This window comes from Polynucleobacter sp. JS-Safj-400b-B2 (genome assembly GCF_018881975.1).
In the GTDB taxonomy this organism is placed as follows: domain Bacteria; phylum Pseudomonadota; class Gammaproteobacteria; order Burkholderiales; family Burkholderiaceae; genus Polynucleobacter.
Map to the genome: position 1 here is coordinate 54065 of NZ_JACVPJ010000008.1, position 21930 is coordinate 75994.

A 21930-nucleotide genomic window follows, 5' to 3' on the forward strand; every position below is an offset into this window, starting at 1 on the left:
TGTCTTTAAGCCGGAGGATGATCTTCAGGATTAACATCAAGCGCAATTAAGAAGCGAGAAACCATGTTGTAAGCAGCAATCACTGTTACTAACTCAACGGTATCTGTACTACCTAACTCTTTTTGTAAACGCTCCATCAACTCAGGATCCACCTTGATGTTGCGCGTCATCTGAAAAGTCAGTTCAGCAGCATCATTCTCTGCTGGAGAGTACAAGTCTTTTGGAAAATTCGGCTGACCGATAAGACGCAAGCCTTGAACTTGCTCCTCAGTACCACCCGCCTTCTTAAATGGGGGTGCATGGTGAAAGAATTCATACTCAGCACCATTAAGGACTGCTACCCCACACATCGCCAGCTCACGCAACTTAGGATCTAAAGAAAGGTTATTGCGAATCTCACCAATGAAGTGATTCCAGCCCTCTGCGATAGGAACGCTATGCAAGAGCATGCGGTCCAAATTAATAAACTGCCCCCCACGTCTCTGGCGAATAGCTGCAACCAACTCGGCTGGCTCAGCCAAATCCATGGATTGATACGGAATTAAACGTTCTGACATAAATACCTTTTATTAATGCTTCTTATTAATACTTCTTATTAATATCTCTAATGAATCCTGATTACTGAGCAGTTTCTTTAATATTGTTTTCAATAACAAACTTGCCCCAAATGCCAATCTGCTTGCCAATAAACTCTTGGGCGGCTGCAGGAGTACCGCCAACAATTTGGATGCCTTGTGCCTTGAACTTTTCAGCAACTGCTGGTGTTTTCAATGCTTTATTCAAGGCCTTGTTCATCGCATCTACAACTGCTGGAGAAGTTTTGCCTGGAGCCAATACTGCCCACCATGCTGGCGCACTAAAGCCTGGGAAGCCACTTTCAGAAATCGTCGGTACATTCGGTAGCGATGGTGATCTCTTAGCTGTAGTAATGACCAATGGAATTACGCCGCCGCTATCAATATGGGGCTTCACTAAAAACTCAGAACCCACAGCCAATTCAACCTGACCACCCAAGGCGTCTTGCATCAAAGGGCCGCCGCCACGATACGGAATGTGATTCCAATCAAAGCCAGCTTGTTTAGCAAGGCGAGCCATTGCCAAGTGCCCAAGACTTCCAATACCAATAGAGCCGTAACTAAATTGCTTGCCTGTTTTGGAAAGATCCACTAACTGCTTGAAGCTAGTGATGCCTGACTTCTTACTCGCAACTAAAACCATCGGTGATGTACCCACCAAAATTACAGGCGCAATATCTTTAATAGTGTCGTAGGGGAGCTTATCTTTCAGACTCGGATTAACGCCATGAGTATCAAATACCACTGCAAAGGTGTAACCATCGGGATCTGAGCGCGTCATCGCAGAGGTGCCGATCACACCGGAGGCGCCGCCTACGTTCTCAACAATCACGTTTTGCTTGAGCTCTGACTGCAAGGCTGGTGCCAACACACGGGCAACCTGGTCAACTGAGCCACCTGGCGGAAAGACCGCAATTAAACGAATCGGCTTTTGAGTGGGCCATGCGCCTACACCCGCGTTTTGCGCCAAAGCAAAACTGCTTACACCCAAGGCCATTAAAGCAGCTAATAGGCTGTTTTTAAAGGCTTTTTTAGCCATTTTTGCTAAATCCTGCATGGATTTGTCTCCTATAAATAAGAACTCAAGATTAACACTCCCAAGGCCCATTTGCTCGATAATGGGCTTGTAGCCCAGTGAGAGAAAAATGAAGTCGATTCTAAATATTGCCGCCTATTTATTTGTCAGCCTAGATGGCTTGCCAGAGTTGCGCGCCAAAATGCTTGAAGAATGCAATGCTCGTCACCTGAAGGGCACCATTCTGTTGACTGGTGAAGGCATCAATATGTTTCTTGCCGGCAAATCTGAGGAGCTTCGTGGGTTTCTAGATTGGCTACGTACCGATTCCCGTTTTGCACCGCTTCAAGCAAAAGAAAGCTGGTCTGAGGATCAGCCTTTTAAAAAAATGCTGATCAAGCTGAAAAATGAAATTATCCGCATGAATCATCCAGCGATTCGTCCAGAGGAGGGTCGCGCCAAGTTCATTAGCCCGAAAAAATTACAGGAGTGGTTAGATCGAGGTACGGATGATTTGGGTCGCCCCGTGGTGATGGTGGATACACGCAATGCCTTTGAGGTTGATTACGGCACCTTTGAAAATGCTTTGCATTTCAATATCGACAAGTTCACTGAGTTTCCAGAGGCAATATCTGCGCACAAGGATCAGTTGGCAGATAAAACGCTGGTTAGCTTTTGTACCGGTGGCATTCGCTGTGAAAAATCTGGTTTGTACATGCGTGAGATTGGTATGCATCATAGCTATCAGCTAGAAGGCGGTATTTTGAAATACTTTGAAGAGGTCGGTTCTGCGCATTACCAAGGCAGTTGTTTTGTCTTTGATGAGCGCGAGGCGCTGGAGCCCAATCTGGATTCCATCCCCTTAGAACACTCAATTCGGAAAAGCTCAAAGCCAGCTCAGCTTAAATAGGGCTGGGATCATCAATAGTAGAATTACCAAGCTGCAAAACTTAATAAAACAATAATCTGGATTCGAGACATGTCTACAATAACTAATCGGCAGAAGCCGATTTTTTTATCCTCCCTTCTCATTGTATTTTTGGGAATGGCAATCAACTTCAATACGCAAGCTCAAAGTGCAGCGCCTGCTTACCCAACCAAACCTATCAAACTGATTGCACCAGTAGCTGCTGGTGGCGGACTCGATAATATTGCGCGTGCTGTTGCGGAAAAACTCTCTCGTTCAATTGGTCAAACAGTTGTTGTTGAGAATATGGGTGGTGGCGGTGGTTCCATCGCATCGCAAGCAACTGCTAAGGCACCAGCTGATGGCTATACCTTGATGATTGCTTATGTTGGGACACATGGCACTAATCCTGCGGTCCGCAAACTTCCCTATGATGCCCTCAAAGATTTCACGCCGATTGGCATGATTGGCGCAACGCCAAATGTACTCATCATTAATCCTGATCTGCCAATCAAGAGTTTTAAAGAGTTTGTCGACTATGCAAAAAAGAATCCCGCTAAATTAAGTTACGGCTCTGCTGGTCCAGGCACACTAACCCATCTTGGTATGGAGCAACTAAAGCTGGCTGCAGGAATATTTATGGTGCACGTACCTTATCGTGGCGTAGGTCCAGCATATACGGACTTATTGGCAGGCCAAACTCAAGCGATGTTCCCCACCCTATTTGCAGCATTACCTTACCTCAATACCAATCGTGTTCGCGGCCTAGCAGTCACTGGCTCTAAGCGTAGCTCAGCTGCCCCTAATATCCCCACCTTTAAGGAGTTAGGCTATAACGGCTTTGATGGTCAGCAATGGTATGGCCTAGTTGGTCCAGCCAATCTACCCCCTGCCATCGTCACTAAACTGAATGCAGAGTTAAATAAAGTACTTGCTTTGCCGGACTTCTCAGAAAAAATGACTAGTGAAGCGATGACCTTAATGCCAATGACGCCTCCTCAATTTACCAATTACATCAAGGAAGATATTGCACGCTGGGCTAAGGTTGCCAAAGATCGCAATATTGAAATTGACTAACTTTTCTGAATTTATACATTTGAATTTTAACTATTAAGCACTCCACTCTTTTACAGGAACCTTTATATGTCTCACGCTATTGCCGCAGCAGCCGACCTTAACGCACCACCAGTTACCAAAATATTGGCCGAGTTTGTCAATACTCACCCTAGCCAAGGCTGGACTCCAGAAGTTGAGCATGAGGCGCACCGCACATTTTTAAATTGGCTTGGTTGCGCCATTGGCGCAGCTAACCACGAAAGTGTGGAATCCTCTTTGGCTGCTATCCGCGAATTTCAGCCAGCGCCACAAGCTAGCATCCTTGGCCGCAAGGACAGGGTCGATATGGGCGGAGCTGCACTGATTAACGGCATCAGCTCACATACATTTGACTTTGATGACACCCACTTAAAGACCGTGATCCACCCTGCGGGTCCAGTAGCTTCTGCAATCCTAGCGCTAGGTGAGCACATTGGTGCCAATGGTCGTCAAATGATTGACTCTCTCGTTCTCGGAATTGATGTTGCCTGCCGTGTTGGTAATGCAATGTATCCAGACCACTACCATCGCGGCTGGCATATTACTGGCTCCACTGGCATGCTCGGTTCTGCAGCAGCATGTTCACGCTTGATGGGGCTCGATCTACAAAAAACAATTATGGCTCTGGGTATTGCTGCTTCACAACCAGTTGGTATGCGTGAGCAATTTGGCACGATGACTAAACCCTTTCATCCGGGTGGCGCTGCACGTGCAGGCCAACTCTCTGCACTTCTGGCAAAACATGGCTTTACTGCAAGCCCCAAAGCGCTTGAAGCTGGTCGTGGTTATATGCAAACTGTTTCTACTAAATGTGACTGGTCAGAAATCGATCGCGCCCTAGGAAAGTCTTTTGAGATTTCTTTAAATACATACAAGCCCTTTGCTTGCGGGATTGTGATTCACCCAGCCATTGATGCCTGCGCTCAATTACGCGCCCAAGGTGTTAATGCAGAAGATGTAGAACGTATTGAACTGCGCGTTCACCCACTAGTGCTGGAGCTTACCGGCAAGAAAACCCCTAAAGATGGTTTAGAAGGTAAGTTCAGCGTATTTCACGGATGTGCTGTTGGTTTGATGTTTGGTCAAGCTGGCGAAGGTGAGTATGCCGATGACATCGTGAACCGCCCAGACGTTGTAGCCTTGCGCGCCAAAGTAAATGCTACTACCGACACTTCCATTAGCGAAGCATCAGTTGATGTAAAAGCATTCCTCAAGAATGGCAAAGAAGTACACATCTTCGTAAAGAATGCGATTGGCTCAGTAGAGAATCCAATGAGTGATGCTAACTTGGAACAAAAGTTCACAAGCCTGGCAGAGCCAGTAATTGGCAAAGAGAAAACGATTCAGTTGATTTCTGCACTCTGGAAATTGGGACAGGCGCATGATCTCAAACAAATCCTGAGCCTTTGTACACCAGATTAATTATTGACTGAAAGATTTCCATCCATGGCCTCATTACCTAATATCGTTGTCCTCGGAGACTATGAGCGTGCGCTGCGCCGTTTTTCTAATTGGGAAAAATTAGATCAACAAGCTAAGCTCACAATTCATCATGAGCCACTACGAGATGAGGCTTTATATGAAGCCGTCAAAGATGCTGACGCAATTGCTATTGTGAGGGATCGCTCGCCTTTTAATGAGGCGATGATTGCACGATTACCCAAGCTCAAGTTCTTAATGTTTACTGGTGAGCGTAATGGCACCCTTGAAGCATCAGCCTTAGTTTCTAGAAATATCCCCATGGGTTGCACTCCTGGTGGACCCTCCAAAGAAACCACTGCAGAGCTTACTTGGGCCTTAATTCTGGGTGCCTCCAAGCGCCTCATCGAAGAAAACAAACTCATTGCCTCTGGTGGCTGGCGTGATGCCATGTCTTTGCTACCAATGCTCTCTGGTGAACGCTTGGGCATCATGGGATTAGGCGCCATTGGTAGTCGCGTAGCGCGTGTTGGTGCAGCTTTTGGTATGGAGGTGGTGGCCTGGAGCCCTCGCATGACTCCTGAACGTGCTGCCGCTGAAAATGCAAAGGCAGTCAGCCTTGATGAACTCCTTAAAACCTCTAAAGTTGTCTCCATGCACCTAGTGGCCGGCCCCGGAACTGAAGATTTACTGAGCGCCGATCAATTAGCCCTTATGCGCCCTGACTCTATTCTTATCAACACCTCGAGAGCTGCCCTCATCAATATGCCTGATCTGCAAAAGGCCTTAGCCGCCGGTAGACCGGGGCAAGCAGCAGTCGATGTTTTTGATGTAGAGCCTCTTCCAGAAAAAGATGCACTTCGAAACACGCCAAATCTTCTCGTAACGCCGCACCTAGGATTTATTGCAGAGCCTATTTTTGCAACCTTCTCAAAAGGTATTACCGAAACACTCGAAGCTTGGCTAGAAAATAAACCTGTGCCACATCCCTTTAAGCCGCAGTAATATTTCAAATACCTTTTTAGATACCTATGCAACCCAAGGTACTTACACCCAAGCAGCTCTTTATTGGGTTTAGCAAAATTGGGATGTCTGGATTTGGTGGCGTACTACCATGGGCACGACGCACGATTGTTGAGCGAGAGAAATGGCTCACTTCGGAAGAATTTAGCGCCATCCTCGGCATTTGCCAAATCGTTCCAGGCCCCAATATTGTGAACCTCGCCGTTTGTGTTGGCTCTCGCTTTGCGGGAGCTAGAGGTGCTGTTGCAGCCGTTCTTGGTCTTACGCTCGGTCCAATTGCGATAGTGCTTTTACTGGCCATGCTTTATCAGCATTACGGCTATCTGGATGCGATCAAAGGGCTTTTACGGGGTATATCTGCAGTGGGTGTAGGCCTCATTGCTTCAACTGGCTTTAAGATGCTGCGCGACGAGTTTCGCTTTCCCATCATGCTGCTAGTGGTTGCTATCACTATTAGTGCCGTCACCTATTTCCATCTCGGACTAGGGTGGGTTGTGCTCACAGTTTTACCGTTAGCACTCTTCTTAGCCAACAAGAAGGCGAGGAGATTATGAGCATGCTTTTAAGCGTCTTCTTAAAACTATCAGCCTTCTCTTTAGTTGCGTTCGGTGGCGTTAATGCATTACTGCCCGAGCTTTTAAATTTAGCCGTCTACCAAGAGCATTGGATTGATCTTCAAACTTTTTCGGATTACTTTGCAATAGCGCAAGCAGCGCCCGGCCCTAACTTTATGACAGTCACGCTATTGGGCTGGCATATTTATGGTGTCTTGGGCGCATTACTTGCAACACTGGCAATTTCGCTACCCTCATCCATCTTGATTTATTTTTTACAACGCATTATTTTGGGCATTAGAGATCCCATTAAAAGAAAATCTATCCAATATGCAGCAGCAGCCCTAGCTATTGGACTTGTTCTCTCTTCTGCATGGCAAATTGCCACTCAAATTAATCACAGCGCTGCAGCATATGCCTTGACCCTTGCTACTATCGGCTTTACAATATTTACACGCTGGCACCCACTCTATCTGATTGCAATTGGTGGAGCGTTGGGTGTCCTAGGATTTATTTAAATTTTTTTCGGAAAAGATATGAAACTTATTCAAAAACTTTCAGCATCCCTACTTTGCCTGATCGCTATTTTTTCATCTACAGTTTTCGCTCAAAGTAACTACCCCAATAAAGCAATCAACTTTATCGTGCCCTACGGTGCCGGAGGCAGTGCTGATTCTAGAAGTCGCCAAATTGCGCAAAAGATGAGCGTCCTTCTTAAGCAACCAATCGTCGTGGATAACAAACCGGGTGCAGGTGGCAATATTGGCACTGAAGCGATTGTTCGTGCTGCACCTGATGGCTATACGATTGGCATGGGGAATTTTGCGCCGATGGCAGTCAATAAAACACTTTTTGGCAATTTACGTTACGACCCGGAGACTGATTTAACGCCGATCATCTTGGTTGAAAAAGGCCCTCTCGTATTGGTAGTTAATCCCAACTCTCCATACAAAACTGTGCAAGACATCGTTGCGGCAGCTAAGGCAAAGCCTGGTGTTCTGACCTTTTCTTCAGGTGGCATTGGAGGCAGCCATCAACTCTCAGCCGAACTATTTGAGCTCAATGCTGGCATTCAGATGATTCATGTACCTTATAAGAGTGGTTCTGCAGCGCTAACCGACCTCATGGGCGGCAATGTTGATCTCATGTTCGACCAAATGTATTCGGCTGTACCTAGCATCCAAGCGGGTAAGATTCGTCCTCTTGCCATTACCAGCAAGAAACGCGCCCCTCTACTTCCGAATGTTCCTAGCTTTGCAGAGTTAGGCTATCCAAAAGTTGAGGTTCTCAATTGGCAGGGATTAATCGCCCCCAAAGGCACACCCAAAGCCATTATTGATAAATTAAATGCAGCTGCAAATGAGGCGCTCAAAGATCCTCAGTTGCGTGAACTAATGCTATCTCAAGGTAATGAAATTGGCGGCGGAAGTCCTGCAGAATTTGCTACTCTGATTAAAGCCGAGGCCTCTAAATGGAGCGCAGTAGTGAAGAGCGCAAATATCAAGCCCGAATAAAACATAGGTATCAGCAGGACTAATCAGGGGCTTATCGCATTATCGCCCCTGATTTTATTTGAATGCTTGGTAAGTCAAGATACCCAAGAAGGTCAAGACGAGAGATCCTACTAGATTCAGTAGTGCTGTACCTAAAGCCCAAGTAAATTCACCGCGCTGCATAAAGCCAACTACCTCTGCTGAAAAGCTTGAGAAAGTAGTGAGGCCTCCTAAAAAGCCGGTAACCACTAAGAGCTTCCACTCAGGAGAAAGGTGTGGATTATTGCCGAAGAATGCCACTGCAATACCGATCAAATATCCACCAACCATATTCGATATAAAAGTACCCAAGGGTAGCGATGAGGCAATACCTACAGAGGCGAAATTAAAGCCTGCTCTTAACAAAGCGCCGAAGCCCGCGCCGAAGAAGATTGCAAAGATAGGTAGCCACATAATCTACTCTTTATTGAATTGAAAAACCCAGCATGCTAATGGAACTCATCTCTATTCCATCTGTATAGACTTTTACTTGCTCGCCCTCTTCTTGTAAAGCTAGGGTATACAAAGCAGGCCAGTAGTGTTCAGAAGTCGGAATAGAAAGATGCGCTGCATCACCATAACCCTCCCAATCAATCAAAGGATCGTGATGATTGGCACGCATTTCTGAAGCAAAAAAATTGTTGAATTCTGTTGCCCAAGGATAAGGCTCAGAACCTGCCTGCCAATGAATAGTGCGCAAGTTATGCACGACATTTCCGCTCGATAGAATCAAGATATTTTCGTCACGCAAAGGCCTTAGCTGCTTGGCAAGCTCATAGTGCTCACGCGCTGTCATAGACCCGTCAAGACTTAATTGCACCACGGGTACATCGGCTTCGGGATACATGTATTTGAGAACTGACCAAGCGCCATGATCGATGCCCCACTCATTTTCTTCGAGCACTACAGGGACATTTAATAATTCTTGTACGCGATCCGCTAAGGCAGGACTACCTGGTGCTGGGTACTGAACATCAAATAGTACTTGTGGAAAGCCGCCAAAGTCGTGAATCGTTTTTGGTTTTGGCATTGCAGTAACCCAAGTACCTCGAGTTACCCAATGCGCCGAGATCACCAATATCGCGTCAGGACGCTTTAAAGATTTTCCAAGAGCAGACCAAGCCGCTGTGTAGCGGTTGGGCTCTATGGCATACATTGGACTGCCATGGCCAGCAAATATTGCAGGTTGGCGATGGCTAGTCATTAATACAGATTAACCGAATACGTAACCTATGTGAGCCGCAACTAAGGCAAACAAAATAGCTAAGCTGGTAGCGCCTGCCAACATTACAACCAATGTAATGATCTTTTTGTTGATTTCTTCTTTAGATTCGTTATGCCACTCGTTCATTGCTAAATCCTCTGTAAACACATTAAAGAATAGGGTAATTATCCACTATCGACCGCGTCCGGCCTTGCGCATCATGCCTTTTCCCCCGCCAAAGCCTGCCTGAGGCCTTCCAGCCGGCCCCGAGGGTCCTTTTGGAACAGGTGGACGTGCTGGTGGCTTAGCTACAACCGCTTTTGCTGGGGTTTTTGAATCGGGTTTCTTTTCTTCAGTCACTTTGAGCTCCTATGGATATCATATTGCCATGATTACTGACTATTCTATCCAAGCTGTCGCCATTAATGCGATTCCCTTGATTTTTGCCATCACTATCCATGAGGCAGCCCATGGTTATGCGGCCCGTAAATTTGGTGATAACACTGCTTATATGCTTGGTCGGGTAAGCCTAAACCCAGCTAAACATATAGACCCAGTTGGCACAATCTTGATCCCGCTGGTTTTAATCCTGACAGGATCTCCCTTTTTAGTAGGGTATGCCAAGCCGGTACCGGTTAATTTTGGACGCCTCAGAAACCCAAAAATTGACTCCATTTGGGTCGCCCTGGCTGGACCGGGATCTAATTTTATTCAGGCGATTATTTGGGCAATTTTTTGGGTACTAATTCAAGGGATTGGCATAGATGAGCCTTTTCTGACCTCTATGGCAAAAGCAGGTGTGATGTGGAATATTGGCTTATTGGTTTTTAACCTCTTCCCACTACCTCCGCTCGATGGCGGCAGAATTTTGGCCGGCCTACTACCGGCCCGTCAATCGATAGCACTTGGACGGCTCGAGCCATGGGGATTCTTCATCGTACTTGGCCTCGTCTTTACAGGAATTATTGGCTCCTTATGGATGGAGCCCCTAAGCAACCTCTTTTTAGGGATCATTAATCTACTAATGACTCCCTTAAGGATGATTTTTTAAGCGAGAAATACTAGTTTGGGATATGCTGAAACCACGCAGCGCACCTGATTAACGGAGAACCATCATGAAATTACAGAAATTTTTTTTAGCAGGTACTGCAATTGTTTTAGCGATTGGCACAGGTTCAGCATTTGCTCAATTTCAAAATGCAGAAAAAGCTATTGAATATCGTCAAAGTGTCATGACGATCATTAACACTCATTTCGGACGAATTGGAGCTGTAGTTAAAGGTACTGCACCGTATAACAAAGACGATGTGAGTAAAAATGCTGAGATCATAACTATGATGTCTACCTTACCTTGGCAAGCTTTTGGTCCTGGTACTGAAGGCGGTAAAGCAAAACCTGAAGTGTGGTCAGACAACGCAAAGTTCAAAGCTGCTGCAGACAAAATGCAGTTAGCGGTGATTGACCTCAATAAAGCAGCTCAGTCAGGCGATCTAGATAGCATCAAGAAATCTTTTGGCGCAGTAGGCTCAACCTGCAAAGGTTGTCATGACGATTTCAAAAAGAAATAACTATCTTATAACCAGCTTTAGTGACCACCTTTATAACTGCTGTTATTGAGAGTTACTTCGTAATCAAGTAACCCACTGCTACCGCGATCACACTTAGTAAGACCAAAGCAAAACCGCGCTGCAGCACTCCATCCTTGGAGGCCCGACCCAAGTCAGCTGGCAAATATTTTGCCTCCTCGCTTGGGTCAATTTCTTTATCGCCACTAATCATTGGCTTAATCAGATCTTCACCTTTGAATTTCTTATAGAAAAGAATGGCGGCAATGTGAATGGCAATCAGCGTCAGTATTACCACTTGATTACCTTCGTGAATCTGCGATAAAAATGAAGATATCGAACCGGATACATATTTTGCCAAGGGCCCCTGAAAAGAGACCTCATCATCAACAAATAATCCTGTAAATACCTGAATGCTTAAGACAAACAGTAGAGCGAATACGGAAAGTGCGCCTATTGGATTGTGACCAAGAACATGCGGTGAGCGTCCCCTCGAGTAATCGAAAATTGCTTGTTTACTTGGAATAAACGTTAAGAAGCGCGCATGGGTTGAGCCAACGAACCCCCAGATGATTCTGAAAATCAATAGAGTCAAAATGCTGTAGCCAAAATAGGCATGCCATTGAATGAATTCATCACCCAAATTGATGGTCACAAAGCTGCCGGTGATACAAACCACCAGTAGCCAATGAAATAAACGGATTGGCAAGTCCCATACGCGAATAATTTTGTTCATACCTTAAGGATAATCCTCTTCTCCTCTAAAATGGAGAGAATTCATGAATCCTGGCAAAGCCTTTAGAACCCTGCTCCTGTATCGCATCGGCGCAACACTCAGCTATCAAATTACGATGGTAGCGGTAGGCTGGCATCTCTACGAAATCACCAATAGCGTGGTTTCTCTCGGATTGATTGGTCTGGCAGAGCTCATCCCCTACTTTGCGCTCGCACTTTACTCAGGACATGCAGTTGATCACCACTCCCGCAAATGGATTGCAGCAATAGCATGCATGATTCATATTGCGGTAGGTTTATTTTTGACAGTCATTGCACTGGGCTGGCTTTCTCCGCCCGTGCCGCTGATATATACCGCTGTAGCTTTCATTGGTGTTGGTCGCGCCCTACTGAGACCTTCTTACCAAGCACTTTTTGGACAAGTGATCCCAAGAGATCAACTGCCACGTTACACAGCCTACGCCTCCTCTGCCTTTCAGATTTGTGTAGTAGCCGGCCCAGGCTTGGGCGGACTCATGATTGGCTTTGCTGGTCTTGAATGGACCTACTTGCTGGCCGCATTCTTTGGAGCGATCGGCTTGTATGGCATTACCTTTATTACTGCTGTTCAAGAAAAGTCGAGCAACTTATCTCGACACTTCCTGAAGAGTTTTTTAGAAGGCTTTCATTACGTCAGAAAGCATGAGCTTATTTTGGGAATCATGGCGCTTGACATGTTTGCCGTGCTTTTCGGTGGTGCAGTCTCCATACTTCCCGCCTTTGTTAAAGAGGTGCTCAATGCAGGCCCAGAGACTCTTGGTATTTTGCGTGCTGCACCTGCTGCTGGGGCTGTCATTACAGGCATCTACTTAGCCAGGTGCCCCATTCTGACCGACTCCGGTAAACATCTCCTGATCTCGGTTGCGGGATTTGGCGCAGCGATTATTGCTTTTGGTATCTCCAGCAATTTATGGATATGTGCCTTTTTCTTATTTATCTCTGGATGCTTTGATTCCATATCCGTAGTGATTCGAGGCAGCATCATGCAACTCACAACTCCAGATCACATGCGCGGCAGAATAAGCGCCATCAATGGAATCTTCATTGGCTCATCTAATGAATTAGGTGCACTTGAGTCCGGCATTGCCGCGAGCATGATGGGCCTAGTACCCTCCATCGTATTTGGTGGGGCTGCGACGATTGCTATCGTCCTGATCACTTATCGACTCGCCCCACACCTTGCCAAACTTCATCTGAAAGATATCTCTTAAAGCTGGTTGCCTTATTGCCTTACTGTCTTATTGCCTATCCGCTACTTAATTTCCGGAAGATCTTTCTGAATAATCTTTAAGCCAGCACGTAAAGCCTCTTGGTAACGCTCACGCTCTGCCTTAATAGTTTCAGCAGTCCATGTATAAAAGCCTTCACCAGTTTTCATACCAAACTTACCGCTAGCAATACGATCACTTAAGCACTTGGCTATTGTTGGTGAGTTGTTTAGTGTTGGATAAATAGTTGTTCCCCCCGCCCCATGGACCTCTAAGCCTGCATGATCACGTTGCATTGCTGGGCCTGCTGCGATGTAGCGAAAGCCAAAACCAAAACGAACGGCTTTATCAATATCTTCCGGCGTGCAGATGCCTTCATCAACCATGGAAAAGGCTTCGCGCGATAAGGCGTGCTGTAGGCGATTAGCTAAAAATCCTGGAAGATCTTTTTTAACAGTAACGGGCACCATTCCACACGCAGTCATCAAACGTGAGAGGCTCTCGCCAACCATTGGAGACGTCTTCGCACCATAAACTACCTCTACGCAAGGTACTAAATGTGCGGGCATAAAGAAATGCAAGCCAATCATTCGTGCGGAAGTTTTTAGGCCGCTAGCAATTTCACTAATAGGGAAACTCGTGCTGTTGCTCGCTAGCACTGCTTCAGGCTTTGCATATTTCTCAAGCTTGGTAAATAACTCGCGCTTAATATCCAAACGCTCTGGCACACACTCAATCACCAGATCAATATCAGACCAATCGACTTCTTCAAGCGTACCAGCAACTGAAAGCAAATGAATACGATTCTCATATCCGATCTCAGTCATCGTGTTTGCAAAATAATCAGGCAAAAGTGCTCGCCGCTCGGTCGTCGGCTCGACTACCTGGACAGCGCAACCGCCGCGAGCACAAACAGCCGCTACGTCAGCGCCCATCGTGCCACCACCGACTATGACTACCTTGGTTTCTGCTGGGGTAAATAACATGAATACTCTCCTAAATGGGGGCGGACTTTTTCTAAAAAATCCTCTTACAATGAGGTCATTATTTCAATAAAAAAGTTAGTGAGACATGATCCCCGTCAATTCGGTACTCCAGGTCGGCCATTTCCCTGAAATTATGCAGGCAGAGATAGATCGGCGCTTTACCCCTTTTCACCATCTCGATCCTAAAGCACCCGCCCCAGCCGGCAATTTTCAAGCTATCTTGATTCGCTCCAACACCAAACTTCCCCTAGAGCTCGTTCAGCAAATCCCTAGTATTCGCATGGTAGCTACTTGCGGGGTTGGTTACGACAACCTTCCCTTGGGCTATTTAAGGGAACAAGGTATCAAAGCAAGCAATACTCCGGGAGTCTTAAACGATGCGGTGTGCGAACTTGCCATTGGCATGGTGCTGGCACTACTTCGCAAGCTACCCGAGGCTCAGGAATACGTTAAAAGTACTGCCTGGTCAAAGGCCCCTTTTAGACTCACTACGACTCTAGCTGGCAAGCGTGTGGGCATTGCTGGGATGGGTCGTATTGGGCAGGATCTTGCTAAACGTTTAGAGCCCTTCAAGGTTGAGATAGCGTATTCAGGACCCAATCAAAAATCTTTACCTTATGCCTACTATCCAGATGTTCAAGCCTTGGCCAAGGGCTGTGACATCTTATTTTTAGCCTGCCCCGCAACACCTGATACCGACAAAATGATTAACGCCAAGGTGCTCGAGGCTTTGGGACCGTCCGGATATTTAATCAATATTGCCCGCGGAAGTGTAGTTGATGAGGATGCCCTTTTATATGCACTGCAACATAAAAAGATTGCTGGTGCGGCTTTAGATGTTTTTGAGAATGAACCTAACCCAAGTCATGCTTTTTTAGCACTTGATAATGTATTGTTAACACCACATATTGGGAGCGCCACCTCGGAAACGCGGATAGCCATGACCAACTTAGCTGTAGATAATTTAGAAGCCTTTTTTAACCAACAAGCACTTCCATCGGAAGTAAATAATTAAAACAACGGAGCTAGTATGACAATTTCCCTGCACCCTTCCACCTTACCTGCGGTGTTGTCCCCTGTACTTACACCTTTTAAGGCGGACGGTAGCCCCGATGCTCCTAAATTACTAAAGCAATGCAAATGGCTAGAAGCCAATGGCGTTGGCCAAGCTATCTTTGGAACCAACTCAGAAGCAAACTCAATGTCCGCTCCACAGAAGATGAGCACATTAACTGCATTAATTGAAGGTGGATTAAAGCCTGAGCACTTGATGCCAGGTACTGGCGCAACATCTATCGATGCTACTGTGAACATGACCCGTCACGCAGTGAACCACCAGTGTGCAGGCGTATTGATGCTGCCACCTTTCTATTACAAAGACGTAACTGATGACGGCCTATTTGCTTATTTTTCTGAAGTGATTCAAAAAGTCGGTAGCGCAGCATTACAAATTTATATCTACAACATTCCGCCCGTCACCAAAGTAACCTTAAGTCTCTCTTTGCTTGAGCGCTTAGCAAAAGAATATCCAAAGACAGTTGTAGGCATGAAAGATAGTTCAGGTGATTGGGCTTATACAGAGTCTGTGATTAAGCTTTTAGCCCCATCAGGCTTCCGTGTGTATGCGGGTAGCGAAGTATTTCTGATGCGCGCCCTACGTGCTGGTGGCGTTGGCTGCATCTCCGCTACCGCCAACGTGAACCCTAAGGCTATCGCCGATTTAGCGGGGCACTGGACGGAATCTAATGCCGATGAACGTCAAGCAGGCTTAGATCAAGTACGAGGAATTTTCGCCAAGTACCAAATGATTGCGGGAATGAAGACTGCCGTTGCGCATTACAGCAAAGATCCTGAGTGGCTCAGAGTACGCCCACCACTAATGCAGTTAAGTGCTGAGCAACAAGCCCAACTTCTTAGTGAGTTGCAAGCGATTAACTTCAGCATGCCAGGTTTGTAATTTAAAAACTATAAAGATAATTAGGAGACAACTATGAATCTACTTAAGGTAATTGCTTTATCGCTAAGCTTCCTTTGTGCAAGTGTGAGCGCTCAAAATATTTCTATTGCAACGGGTGGTACAGGCGGGGTTTACTACCCTATGGGTGGTGGCTTAGCTTCCGTACTCTCTAGCAAGGTTCCAGGAATGTCTGCTACAGCAGAAGTTACTGGTGGCTCAGTAGATAACTTAAACCTCATTGGCACAGGAAAACCTTATGTTGGCTTTTCAATGGCTGATGCTGCAAAAGACGCTCAGATTGGCGAAGGCAAGTTTGCCGGGAAAAAAGTAGACCTGCGTACTTTGGTGGTTCTGTATCCAAACCTAATGCACGTAGTAACAGTTGAATCCACTGGCATTAAATCCATGAAGGATTTAAAAGGCAAACGCATTAGTACTGGTGCCCCAGGTAGCGCAACAGAAGTGATGGCCTTTCGCTTGCTAGAAGCTGCAGGCATTGATAAAGACAAAGACGTCAAACGTGAGCGCTTAAGCGTAGCTGAATCCGTTAATGCTGTAAAAGACCGCAAGATCGATGCCTTCTTCTGGGTTGGTGGCTTACCGACTGCCGCCGTTACTGATTTAGCCAATAGCCCAGGCATGAAAATTGTTATGGTGGATACCTCCGATGAGGTACCTATCATGAATAAGAAATATGGCAATCTGTATTTCACGGCCGTTATCCCTAAGGCCATGTATAGCGGTATGGCTAAAGACAATAAGGTTGCAGCCGTTGCCAATATCTTAGTGGTCAATGCCAACATGCCTGATGATCAAGCTTATAAGATTGTCAAAACCATGTTTGACAACAAGCTTGACCTAGTCCGCACGCATCAGGAATATATGAACGTCAGCTTAGAAAACCAAAAAACGAAATCAACTCCAGTTGACTTTCATCCAGGCGCCCTAAGGTACTTCAAAGAAAAGAACGTCAAACTAAATTAAGCTTATGTTTGGATCAGGGGGTGAGTGAATCTCACCCCTTTCGTTTTACGGCAGTGAATAAATAAAATAGTACATAAAAATAATTACAGAGGTTGAGACATGAATCAAAACGTTATTGACAACGAAACCCAAGAAAAACTAGACGCCTTTATCAAGCAAGAGGAAGGTGACTCTAATGACTACAAGGGTCTACTAGCCAAATTCATCACACTAGTGGCTGTAGGCATGTCACTCTTTCACTTATATGCCGCCTATTCCATTGTTCCAACACAGGAGTTACGAGTCATTCACGTTGCTCTAGTTTTATTTTTAGTGTTTCTGAGCTTCCCGATTGCCGATCGTTTCAAAAATCGCCTAATGCCCTGGGATATCATTTTTGCAGTTGTATCAGTTGGAATTGCTTATTACATTCTGAGTGGTGGCGATGACTTTATGGATCGCAATACCGCGCCCAACTCTACCGATGTCATGGTGGGTATTGTATTAATTCTGCTGATTCTCGAAAGTGTTCGAAGAACCAATGGTTTGATCTTGGTTTCGGTAACCGTCCTGTTTCTGCTCTATGCCTTGTTTGGCAACTACTTACCAGCACCTTGGACTCACAAGGGTTATGGCCTTGATCGTTTAGTGGGCTATATGTATATGACGCTAGAGGGCATCTACGGTACTGCTGTGGATGTATCAGCAACCCTCATTATTCTCTTCACTATTTTTGGCGCCTTCTTGCAGTTCACTGGTGCCGGCAAATTCTTTATTGACTTCTCCTTTGCGGCGATGGGCGGTAAATCTTCTGGGGTTGGTAGAACTATCGTAATGTCCTCCTTCTTGCTCGGCGGCCCTTCTGGATCAGGTGTTGCTACCACCGTTACGGTTGGCTCAGTTGCAGCCCCCATGTTAGATAAGGTGGGTTACGAAAAAAATGCAGCGGGTGGACTTTTGGCAGCGGGTGGTCTTGGTGCCATCATCTCGCCTCCAGTACTGGGTGCAGCCGCCTTCTTGATTGCAGATTTTCTCAAGATCTCCTATTTAGATGTGCTGCTAATGGCAACTATCCCAACCATCCTTTTTTATCTTGGCTTATTTGTGATGGTCGAAATCGATGTACGCAAATATGGCATGAAGAATATTCATTTTGAATCTGCTGAAACTGCGTGGCAGCTCACCAAAAAATATTGGTTCCATTTTTTCTCCCTCATTTCAATTGTGGTGTTTATGTTGATGGGCTTCTCACCTGTTATGTCCGTATTCTGGGCGACAGTGGTCTCAGCCCTCTCAAGCATGCTGCGCAAAGATACCGCCATCATTCCTTGGGCATGGTTTAAGGGTAAAGAACCCATTCTTTCTGGGCTATACAACTCCAACCTCACTAAGGCGCTTGCCTCTGGCTCTACCGGCGTCTTAGCAATTGCAGCTACCTGTGCTGGTGCAGGCTTGATTGTTGGTACCGTTACCCTCACAGGTCTTGGCCTGAAATTTAGCTCGATTGTGATTCAATACGCTGGTGGCTCGCTCTTACTTACTACTATTTTTACAGCTTTAGTAGTGTGGGTGGTTGGCTTAGCTGTTCCGGTTACCGCTTCTTATATTATTTGCGCAGTGATTGCGGCGCCTGCACTGATTAATTTGGGCGTACCTGCATTTGCCGCGCACATGTTCATCTTCTATTACGCAGTACTTTCTGAAGTATCGCCACCAACTGCACTTTCTCCATTTGCGGCGGCTGCAATTTGCAAAGGCAATCCCTATAAGACCACCTTGCAAACATGGAAGTATGTGGCCCCTGCCATCCTAGTTCCGTTCATGTTTGTACTAGATAAGTCGGGCGTAAGTTTGCTTTTAATGGGCTCTACCAGCGCATTAGAGCAAGCTGACTGGATGCAAATCGCTTGGGTTTCCTTTACGGCTGTTGTTGGCATCATCTGCTTGGCCGGTGGACTACAAGGTTGGTTCATTGAAAAAACCAAGATCTTTGAGCGCATCATTATGGTAGTCTCTGGCGTTGCGCTGGCCTATCCCTCTACAGAAGCAGACTTGATTGGCTTTGTTGGTTTTGGACTAGTTCTAGTGACGCAAACTCTTACGCACTTCAAGCTAAATCCACGATCTTCTTAAGTAGAAGTACTGCTTAAGAGCAATAAAGCCCGCAATAGCGGGCTTTATTTTTAACTTGGCATGCGACACCCAGCTCGACTCATGATTAGGCTATCTTGGTCCAAGCGGCTTTGCCTGCGTACTTCTTCACAGCAACCTCATCAAACTCAAATCCCAACCCAGGGGTTTTATGCAAAATCAAATCCCCATTTTTAAAGGTGAGTTGTTTGTTGATTAATCTACGGAAGTTGAGCACTTGATCATCCAAGAAGAATTCAACAAAGCGCGCATTAGGTGTGGCTGCAACTAGGGGTGCATGTAAATCATGCATCCAATGCGGGCAGACGATTACACCCTTCAAGTCTGCATATGCGGAAATTCTTCTCCACTCGGTTATGCCGCCACAGACTGCAGCATCTGATTGCAAGATGGCAGCGCCACCAGCATCAATTAATTCCCTAAAGCGCCAGCGCCCCGCTTCCATTTCACCGGTAGCTACATTGATTTTGGTTTGACGCGCTAATGCTGCATGCAGATCTATGGCATCTGGAGAGAATGGCTCCTCAATCCAATAAGGGTTGTAAGCCTCAAAGCGACGCACATACTCAAGAGCCGTCGGCAAATCACGCCAAGCATTGTTGGCATCCAAAGTCAGCAATACATCGTCACCTACTGCGTTGCGAGCCGCCTTCACGCGCGCCTCTTCTTCAGATGGAGAAAGACGCCCTACTTTCATCTTGACAGCCTTAAAACCCTGCTTTACGTAAGACTCCATTTCCTTACCCAGCTTAGCAGGCGTTTTGCCTTCTAAGTAGTAGCCACCACTTGCGTAGGCTGGCACACGATCATCTACAACCGAACCCAAGTATTGGTGCAAAGGCAGGCCGACTGAGCGTGCATTTAAATCCCATATGGCCGTGTCCAAAATAGAGATGCCACGCATTACCGCACCTGCACGACCCTGGAGAATAGACTCGTTGTACATGTCCATCCAGAGACCTTCACTGCGGTGACTGTTTTGACCAATCAATTTTGGAGCCAGCAATTGCTCCACAGCAATTTTGGCGATATCTCCACCAGCACTTCCGACGTAACAAAAGCCGATACCTTCATTGCCATCCTCGCCCCGTACTTTTACGAGACAGTAATGACGCTCAGAAACAGTGCGGGTAGAAAATGAGGTGACTTTATCTAAAGGCACTGCTACAGATGCAACTTGGACAGATTCGATAATCGGCATCGATACTCCTTAATCAAAAAATAATTGTATCGATAATTTACCTCTCTATACCTAAGATCGGCATATGTCTAAGTTACGAGACAAATTTAGTTAAAAGTGGCAAAACTGTTACTCCTAAAGATTCTGGATTTTCGACCTGTTCCGCTTATGAGACAGTCGCCAGGAAGCAGAATGGCAAAAAAAACTCAGCGAAGCTTTTGAATTTCTTATGTGAGATTCATATCAAGATTGAATTCATTTTGCTGCAGCACAACATATTTATTCGGGTTCGCCCTCACATTATTGGATAATTGAGGGGTGAATAAAAAAGTATCTCTTAGCTCCCTGTTCACTAGGGGAATAATCATTTTGGCTGGCTGCGCCTTTCTTAGCTCAACACCGGGCTTGGCATATGCAGCCCAAGCTCAAGGCGCCAACCAAAACCGTCAAAAGGTAATTGTTCAATCTTCCAAGCAGGTTGGTTTCAAGGATAAATCGGGAGGGACTGGCTCAAAAACTAGCAGCATGAGCCTAAACCCATCCCTATTTCAGCGTAAAGCTCCTGATGAGATCATGCTCGATAGCGATGCCAATTTAGACTACCGGGTTGCTCAAGGTTGCTTACGTCGCAGCTATAACGAAGACAAGCTACCTGCCAGCATTGGTATTGATAACCGTCAGTTTGCTGAATTCTTCAAAAATCAGACTAAAACTTTTTTTGACCGCATGCGTGGAGATTGCATTCCTTACGCGGTTGCTTTTGGTAGCCGCAATCGCTTTGATTCATTGAGCATCATGAATGGCCCTATCCAAGATAGCAAAACAGAGGTGTGGACATTTACACCTTCAGCGGTTGGCGGATTCTTAATTGAGCAAGACTATCTCAAAGATGAGTCCAAACGCTTAACCGAGATTCGCATCCCCCTAAGAGATGTCTTGTATGACCCACGTAAAGTCAGCGATCAATTGCCTGTTGAACTAGTCTGGGAATTGAATTCTCTGATCAAGCAAATTTATCCAGAAGAAAATAATTCACTAGAGAACACCAATAGTGTCGTGCGCTTGATTGTAGATTTCGGTGATCGAGAAAAATGGGCGCAAATTTGGGCAGTAGAAATTATTGATCCCAATACTAAAGAGGTTTATGCAAATGCCTTTTGGATGGAGCGTTCTGACATCCCGGGAGGATTCTTTACGGGAACTGGAGAGTCTCTTGAGCGCTCCTTCTGGACTAACCCATTGAGCTATCGCCGTATCTCACGCGGTGTTGGTATGGTCAGAGCATCTTCCAAAAAGCGAAGTAAGAGTCCTGTGCCAGTAGCCCCAACCCAAGCACCTGCAAGCAAGCAAAAATATCGCGCCCATATGGGTATTGATTACTCCGCACCTATTGGTACCCCAGTATTTAGCGTCGCCAATGGCAGAGTGGCGCACATTGGTTACAGCGGCGCCTTTGGTAACTTGATCATTTTAGAGCACCCAGGTAATTACCATACCTACTATGCTCACTTAAGTAATTACAACGTTGAACTTGAGCTTGGAAATGAAGTACGACGGGGCTTGGAAATTGGCTATGTAGGAACCACGGGTAGATCCACTGGACCACACCTTCATTTTGAATTACGAAAAAATGGGATTTATGTAGATCCTTATGGCTCTAAGACACAACTTGATTTGTGGTCTATGCGTGATAGTGAAAGCGGACAGCTCACTAGAGAAATACTCCTACTAGGTAGTCCGATTAAATATAACTAATCAAGTTACTGAAATCAGTTACTTAAATCATATTAATTTCGTTGAAATAAAAAAGGGTCCACTCGGA

The 21930-nt window shown here is 45.9% G+C and carries 24 protein-coding genes; 15 read left to right on the forward strand and 9 right to left on the reverse strand.

Annotated elements, in window-relative coordinates; genetic code table 11:
* Positions 1–5 precede the first annotated feature (5 nt).
* Positions 6–557 carry a carboxymuconolactone decarboxylase family protein gene (locus tag ICN48_RS09555; protein ID WP_216153465.1) on the reverse strand — a complete coding sequence of 184 codons (552 nt, stop codon included), beginning with the start codon at positions 555–557 and terminating at the stop codon, positions 6–8.
* A gap of 61 nt (positions 558–618) precedes the next feature.
* Positions 619–1632, reverse strand: coding sequence for a tripartite tricarboxylate transporter substrate binding protein (locus ICN48_RS09560; RefSeq protein WP_216153466.1), 1014 nt, complete (start codon positions 1630–1632; stop codon positions 619–621).
* Positions 1633–1720: 88 nt separating this feature from the next.
* Here ICN48_RS09560 and ICN48_RS09565 point away from each other — a divergent pair, with 88 nt between their 5' ends.
* From ICN48_RS09565 to ICN48_RS09595, 7 genes are all read left to right on the forward strand, one after another.
* The gene (locus ICN48_RS09565; protein ID WP_216153467.1) at positions 1721–2500 is read left to right on the forward strand and encodes a sulfurtransferase; all 780 of its coding nucleotides are present in this window, start codon (positions 1721–1723) and stop codon (positions 2498–2500) included.
* Between the two features lie 69 nt (positions 2501–2569).
* Positions 2570–3574 carry a tripartite tricarboxylate transporter substrate binding protein gene (locus ICN48_RS09570; protein ID WP_255539526.1) on the forward strand — a complete coding sequence of 335 codons (1005 nt, stop codon included), beginning with the start codon at positions 2570–2572 and terminating at the stop codon, positions 3572–3574.
* A gap of 66 nt (positions 3575–3640) precedes the next feature.
* The gene (locus ICN48_RS09575; RefSeq protein ID WP_216153468.1) at positions 3641–5014 is read left to right on the forward strand and encodes an MmgE/PrpD family protein; all 1374 of its coding nucleotides are present in this window, start codon (positions 3641–3643) and stop codon (positions 5012–5014) included.
* A gap of 24 nt (positions 5015–5038) precedes the next feature.
* Positions 5039–6016, forward strand: coding sequence for a D-2-hydroxyacid dehydrogenase family protein (locus ICN48_RS09580; protein ID WP_216153469.1), 978 nt, complete (start codon positions 5039–5041; stop codon positions 6014–6016).
* A gap of 26 nt (positions 6017–6042) precedes the next feature.
* Entirely contained in the window at positions 6043–6588 is a 546-nt protein-coding gene (locus ICN48_RS09585; protein WP_216153470.1) for a chromate transporter, read from the forward strand.
* Positions 6585–7106, forward strand: a complete 522-nt coding sequence (locus ICN48_RS09590; protein ID WP_216153471.1) for a chromate transporter — start codon at positions 6585–6587, stop codon at positions 7104–7106. The genes ICN48_RS09585 and ICN48_RS09590 overlap by 4 nt, the downstream gene beginning before the upstream one ends.
* Before the next feature lie 18 nt (positions 7107–7124).
* Positions 7125–8102: a tripartite tricarboxylate transporter substrate binding protein gene (locus ICN48_RS09595; RefSeq protein ID WP_216153472.1), complete on the forward strand. Its 978-nt coding sequence runs from the start codon at positions 7125–7127 to the stop codon at positions 8100–8102.
* A gap of 54 nt (positions 8103–8156) precedes the next feature.
* On the opposite strand, the gene crcB is transcribed toward ICN48_RS09595, so the two are convergent.
* Genes crcB through ICN48_RS09615 form a run of 4 tightly spaced genes read right to left on the reverse strand, consistent with a single transcriptional unit; the run spans position 8157 to position 9684 of the window.
* Complete coding sequence (gene crcB / locus ICN48_RS09600) at positions 8157–8534, reverse strand: fluoride efflux transporter CrcB (RefSeq protein ID WP_216153473.1); 378 nt, start codon at positions 8532–8534, stop codon at positions 8157–8159.
* 10 nt (positions 8535–8544) lie between these two features.
* Complete coding sequence (gene ygiD / locus ICN48_RS09605; protein ID WP_216153474.1) at positions 8545–9324, reverse strand: 4,5-DOPA dioxygenase extradiol; 780 nt, start codon at positions 9322–9324, stop codon at positions 8545–8547.
* 9 nt (positions 9325–9333) lie between these two features.
* A complete protein-coding gene (locus ICN48_RS09610) occupies positions 9334–9471 on the reverse strand; it encodes a hypothetical protein (RefSeq protein ID WP_216153475.1) in 138 nt (45 codons plus the stop codon).
* A gap of 45 nt (positions 9472–9516) precedes the next feature.
* The gene (locus ICN48_RS09615; RefSeq protein WP_216153476.1) at positions 9517–9684 is read right to left on the reverse strand and encodes a hypothetical protein; all 168 of its coding nucleotides are present in this window, start codon (positions 9682–9684) and stop codon (positions 9517–9519) included.
* Positions 9685–9712: 28 nt separating this feature from the next.
* On the opposite strand from ICN48_RS09615, the gene ICN48_RS09620 reads away from it, so the two are divergent.
* Together ICN48_RS09620 and ICN48_RS09625 are read left to right on the forward strand one after the other, a co-directional pair.
* The gene (locus ICN48_RS09620; protein ID WP_216153477.1) at positions 9713–10375 is read left to right on the forward strand and encodes a site-2 protease family protein; all 663 of its coding nucleotides are present in this window, start codon (positions 9713–9715) and stop codon (positions 10373–10375) included.
* 64 nt (positions 10376–10439) lie between these two features.
* The gene (locus ICN48_RS09625) at positions 10440–10892 is read left to right on the forward strand and encodes a cytochrome c (RefSeq protein WP_216153478.1); all 453 of its coding nucleotides are present in this window, start codon (positions 10440–10442) and stop codon (positions 10890–10892) included.
* Positions 10893–10944: 52 nt separating this feature from the next.
* On the opposite strand, the gene ICN48_RS09630 is transcribed toward ICN48_RS09625, so the two are convergent.
* Positions 10945–11625, reverse strand: a complete 681-nt coding sequence (locus ICN48_RS09630; RefSeq protein WP_216153479.1) for a cytochrome b/b6 domain-containing protein — start codon at positions 11623–11625, stop codon at positions 10945–10947.
* 43 nt (positions 11626–11668) lie between these two features.
* On the opposite strand from ICN48_RS09630, the gene ICN48_RS09635 reads away from it, so the two are divergent.
* Positions 11669–12874, forward strand: a complete 1206-nt coding sequence (locus ICN48_RS09635; RefSeq protein ID WP_216153480.1) for an MFS transporter — start codon at positions 11669–11671, stop codon at positions 12872–12874.
* Positions 12875–12915: 41 nt separating this feature from the next.
* Here the strand turns inward: ICN48_RS09635 and ICN48_RS09640 are convergent, their stop codons facing one another.
* Entirely contained in the window at positions 12916–13857 is a 942-nt protein-coding gene (locus ICN48_RS09640) for a 3-hydroxyacyl-CoA dehydrogenase family protein (protein WP_216153481.1), read from the reverse strand.
* Positions 13858–13942: 85 nt separating this feature from the next.
* Between ICN48_RS09640 and ICN48_RS09645 the strand changes: the two genes are divergently transcribed.
* The 4 genes from ICN48_RS09645 to ICN48_RS09660 all read left to right on the forward strand — a co-directional run bounded on the left by ICN48_RS09645 (position 13943) and on the right by ICN48_RS09660 (position 18910).
* Positions 13943–14872 carry a 2-hydroxyacid dehydrogenase gene (locus ICN48_RS09645; RefSeq protein ID WP_216153482.1) on the forward strand — a complete coding sequence of 310 codons (930 nt, stop codon included), beginning with the start codon at positions 13943–13945 and terminating at the stop codon, positions 14870–14872.
* Positions 14873–14887: 15 nt separating this feature from the next.
* Positions 14888–15814, forward strand: a complete 927-nt coding sequence (locus ICN48_RS09650) for a dihydrodipicolinate synthase family protein (RefSeq protein WP_216153483.1) — start codon at positions 14888–14890, stop codon at positions 15812–15814.
* A 33-nt stretch (positions 15815–15847) separates the two neighbouring features.
* Complete coding sequence (locus ICN48_RS09655; protein WP_216153484.1) at positions 15848–16798, forward strand: TAXI family TRAP transporter solute-binding subunit; 951 nt, start codon at positions 15848–15850, stop codon at positions 16796–16798.
* A 99-nt stretch (positions 16799–16897) separates the two neighbouring features.
* Positions 16898–18910 (forward strand): TRAP transporter fused permease subunit, encoded by a 2013-nt coding sequence (locus ICN48_RS09660; RefSeq protein ID WP_216153485.1) that lies wholly within the window; start codon positions 16898–16900, stop codon positions 18908–18910.
* An 85-nt stretch (positions 18911–18995) separates the two neighbouring features.
* On the opposite strand, the gene ICN48_RS09665 is transcribed toward ICN48_RS09660, so the two are convergent.
* Positions 18996–20129 (reverse strand): mandelate racemase/muconate lactonizing enzyme family protein, encoded by a 1134-nt coding sequence (locus ICN48_RS09665; protein ID WP_216153486.1) that lies wholly within the window; start codon positions 20127–20129, stop codon positions 18996–18998.
* 297 nt (positions 20130–20426) lie between these two features.
* On the opposite strand from ICN48_RS09665, the gene ICN48_RS09670 reads away from it, so the two are divergent.
* Positions 20427–21863 carry a M23 family metallopeptidase gene (locus ICN48_RS09670; RefSeq protein WP_370624198.1) on the forward strand — a complete coding sequence of 479 codons (1437 nt, stop codon included), beginning with the start codon at positions 20427–20429 and terminating at the stop codon, positions 21861–21863.
* Positions 21864–21930 lie beyond the last annotated feature (67 nt).

Excerpts from the sequence above, each read along its gene's own strand:
- ICN48_RS09555 (WP_216153465.1), bottom strand. The coding sequence starts at position 557 with ATGTCAGAACGTTTAATTCCGTATCAATCCATGGATTTGGCTGAGCCA.
- ICN48_RS09560 (WP_216153466.1), bottom strand. The coding sequence starts at position 1,632 with ATGCAGGATTTAGCAAAAATGGCTAAAAAAGCCTTTAAAAACAGCCTA.
- ICN48_RS09565 (WP_216153467.1), top strand. The coding sequence starts at position 1,721 with ATGAAGTCGATTCTAAATATTGCCGCCTATTTATTTGTCAGCCTAGAT.
- ICN48_RS09570 (WP_255539526.1), top strand. The coding sequence starts at position 2,570 with ATGTCTACAATAACTAATCGGCAGAAGCCGATTTTTTTATCCTCCCTT.
- ICN48_RS09575 (WP_216153468.1), top strand. The coding sequence starts at position 3,641 with ATGTCTCACGCTATTGCCGCAGCAGCCGACCTTAACGCACCACCAGTT.
- ICN48_RS09580 (WP_216153469.1), top strand. The coding sequence starts at position 5,039 with ATGGCCTCATTACCTAATATCGTTGTCCTCGGAGACTATGAGCGTGCG.
- ICN48_RS09585 (WP_216153470.1), top strand. The coding sequence starts at position 6,043 with ATGCAACCCAAGGTACTTACACCCAAGCAGCTCTTTATTGGGTTTAGC.
- ICN48_RS09590 (WP_216153471.1), top strand. The coding sequence starts at position 6,585 with ATGAGCATGCTTTTAAGCGTCTTCTTAAAACTATCAGCCTTCTCTTTA.
- ICN48_RS09595 (WP_216153472.1), top strand. The coding sequence starts at position 7,125 with ATGAAACTTATTCAAAAACTTTCAGCATCCCTACTTTGCCTGATCGCT.
- crcB (WP_216153473.1), bottom strand. The coding sequence starts at position 8,534 with ATGTGGCTACCTATCTTTGCAATCTTCTTCGGCGCGGGCTTCGGCGCT.
- ygiD (WP_216153474.1), bottom strand. The coding sequence starts at position 9,324 with ATGACTAGCCATCGCCAACCTGCAATATTTGCTGGCCATGGCAGTCCA.
- ICN48_RS09610 (WP_216153475.1), bottom strand. The coding sequence starts at position 9,471 with ATGAACGAGTGGCATAACGAATCTAAAGAAGAAATCAACAAAAAGATC.
- ICN48_RS09620 (WP_216153477.1), top strand. The coding sequence starts at position 9,713 with ATGATTACTGACTATTCTATCCAAGCTGTCGCCATTAATGCGATTCCC.
- ICN48_RS09625 (WP_216153478.1), top strand. The coding sequence starts at position 10,440 with ATGAAATTACAGAAATTTTTTTTAGCAGGTACTGCAATTGTTTTAGCG.
- ICN48_RS09630 (WP_216153479.1), bottom strand. The coding sequence starts at position 11,625 with ATGAACAAAATTATTCGCGTATGGGACTTGCCAATCCGTTTATTTCAT.
- ICN48_RS09635 (WP_216153480.1), top strand. The coding sequence starts at position 11,669 with ATGAATCCTGGCAAAGCCTTTAGAACCCTGCTCCTGTATCGCATCGGC.
- ICN48_RS09640 (WP_216153481.1), bottom strand. The coding sequence starts at position 13,857 with ATGTTATTTACCCCAGCAGAAACCAAGGTAGTCATAGTCGGTGGTGGC.
- ICN48_RS09645 (WP_216153482.1), top strand. The coding sequence starts at position 13,943 with ATGATCCCCGTCAATTCGGTACTCCAGGTCGGCCATTTCCCTGAAATT.
- ICN48_RS09650 (WP_216153483.1), top strand. The coding sequence starts at position 14,888 with ATGACAATTTCCCTGCACCCTTCCACCTTACCTGCGGTGTTGTCCCCT.
- ICN48_RS09655 (WP_216153484.1), top strand. The coding sequence starts at position 15,848 with ATGAATCTACTTAAGGTAATTGCTTTATCGCTAAGCTTCCTTTGTGCA.
- ICN48_RS09660 (WP_216153485.1), top strand. The coding sequence starts at position 16,898 with ATGAATCAAAACGTTATTGACAACGAAACCCAAGAAAAACTAGACGCC.
- ICN48_RS09665 (WP_216153486.1), bottom strand. The coding sequence starts at position 20,129 with ATGCCGATTATCGAATCTGTCCAAGTTGCATCTGTAGCAGTGCCTTTA.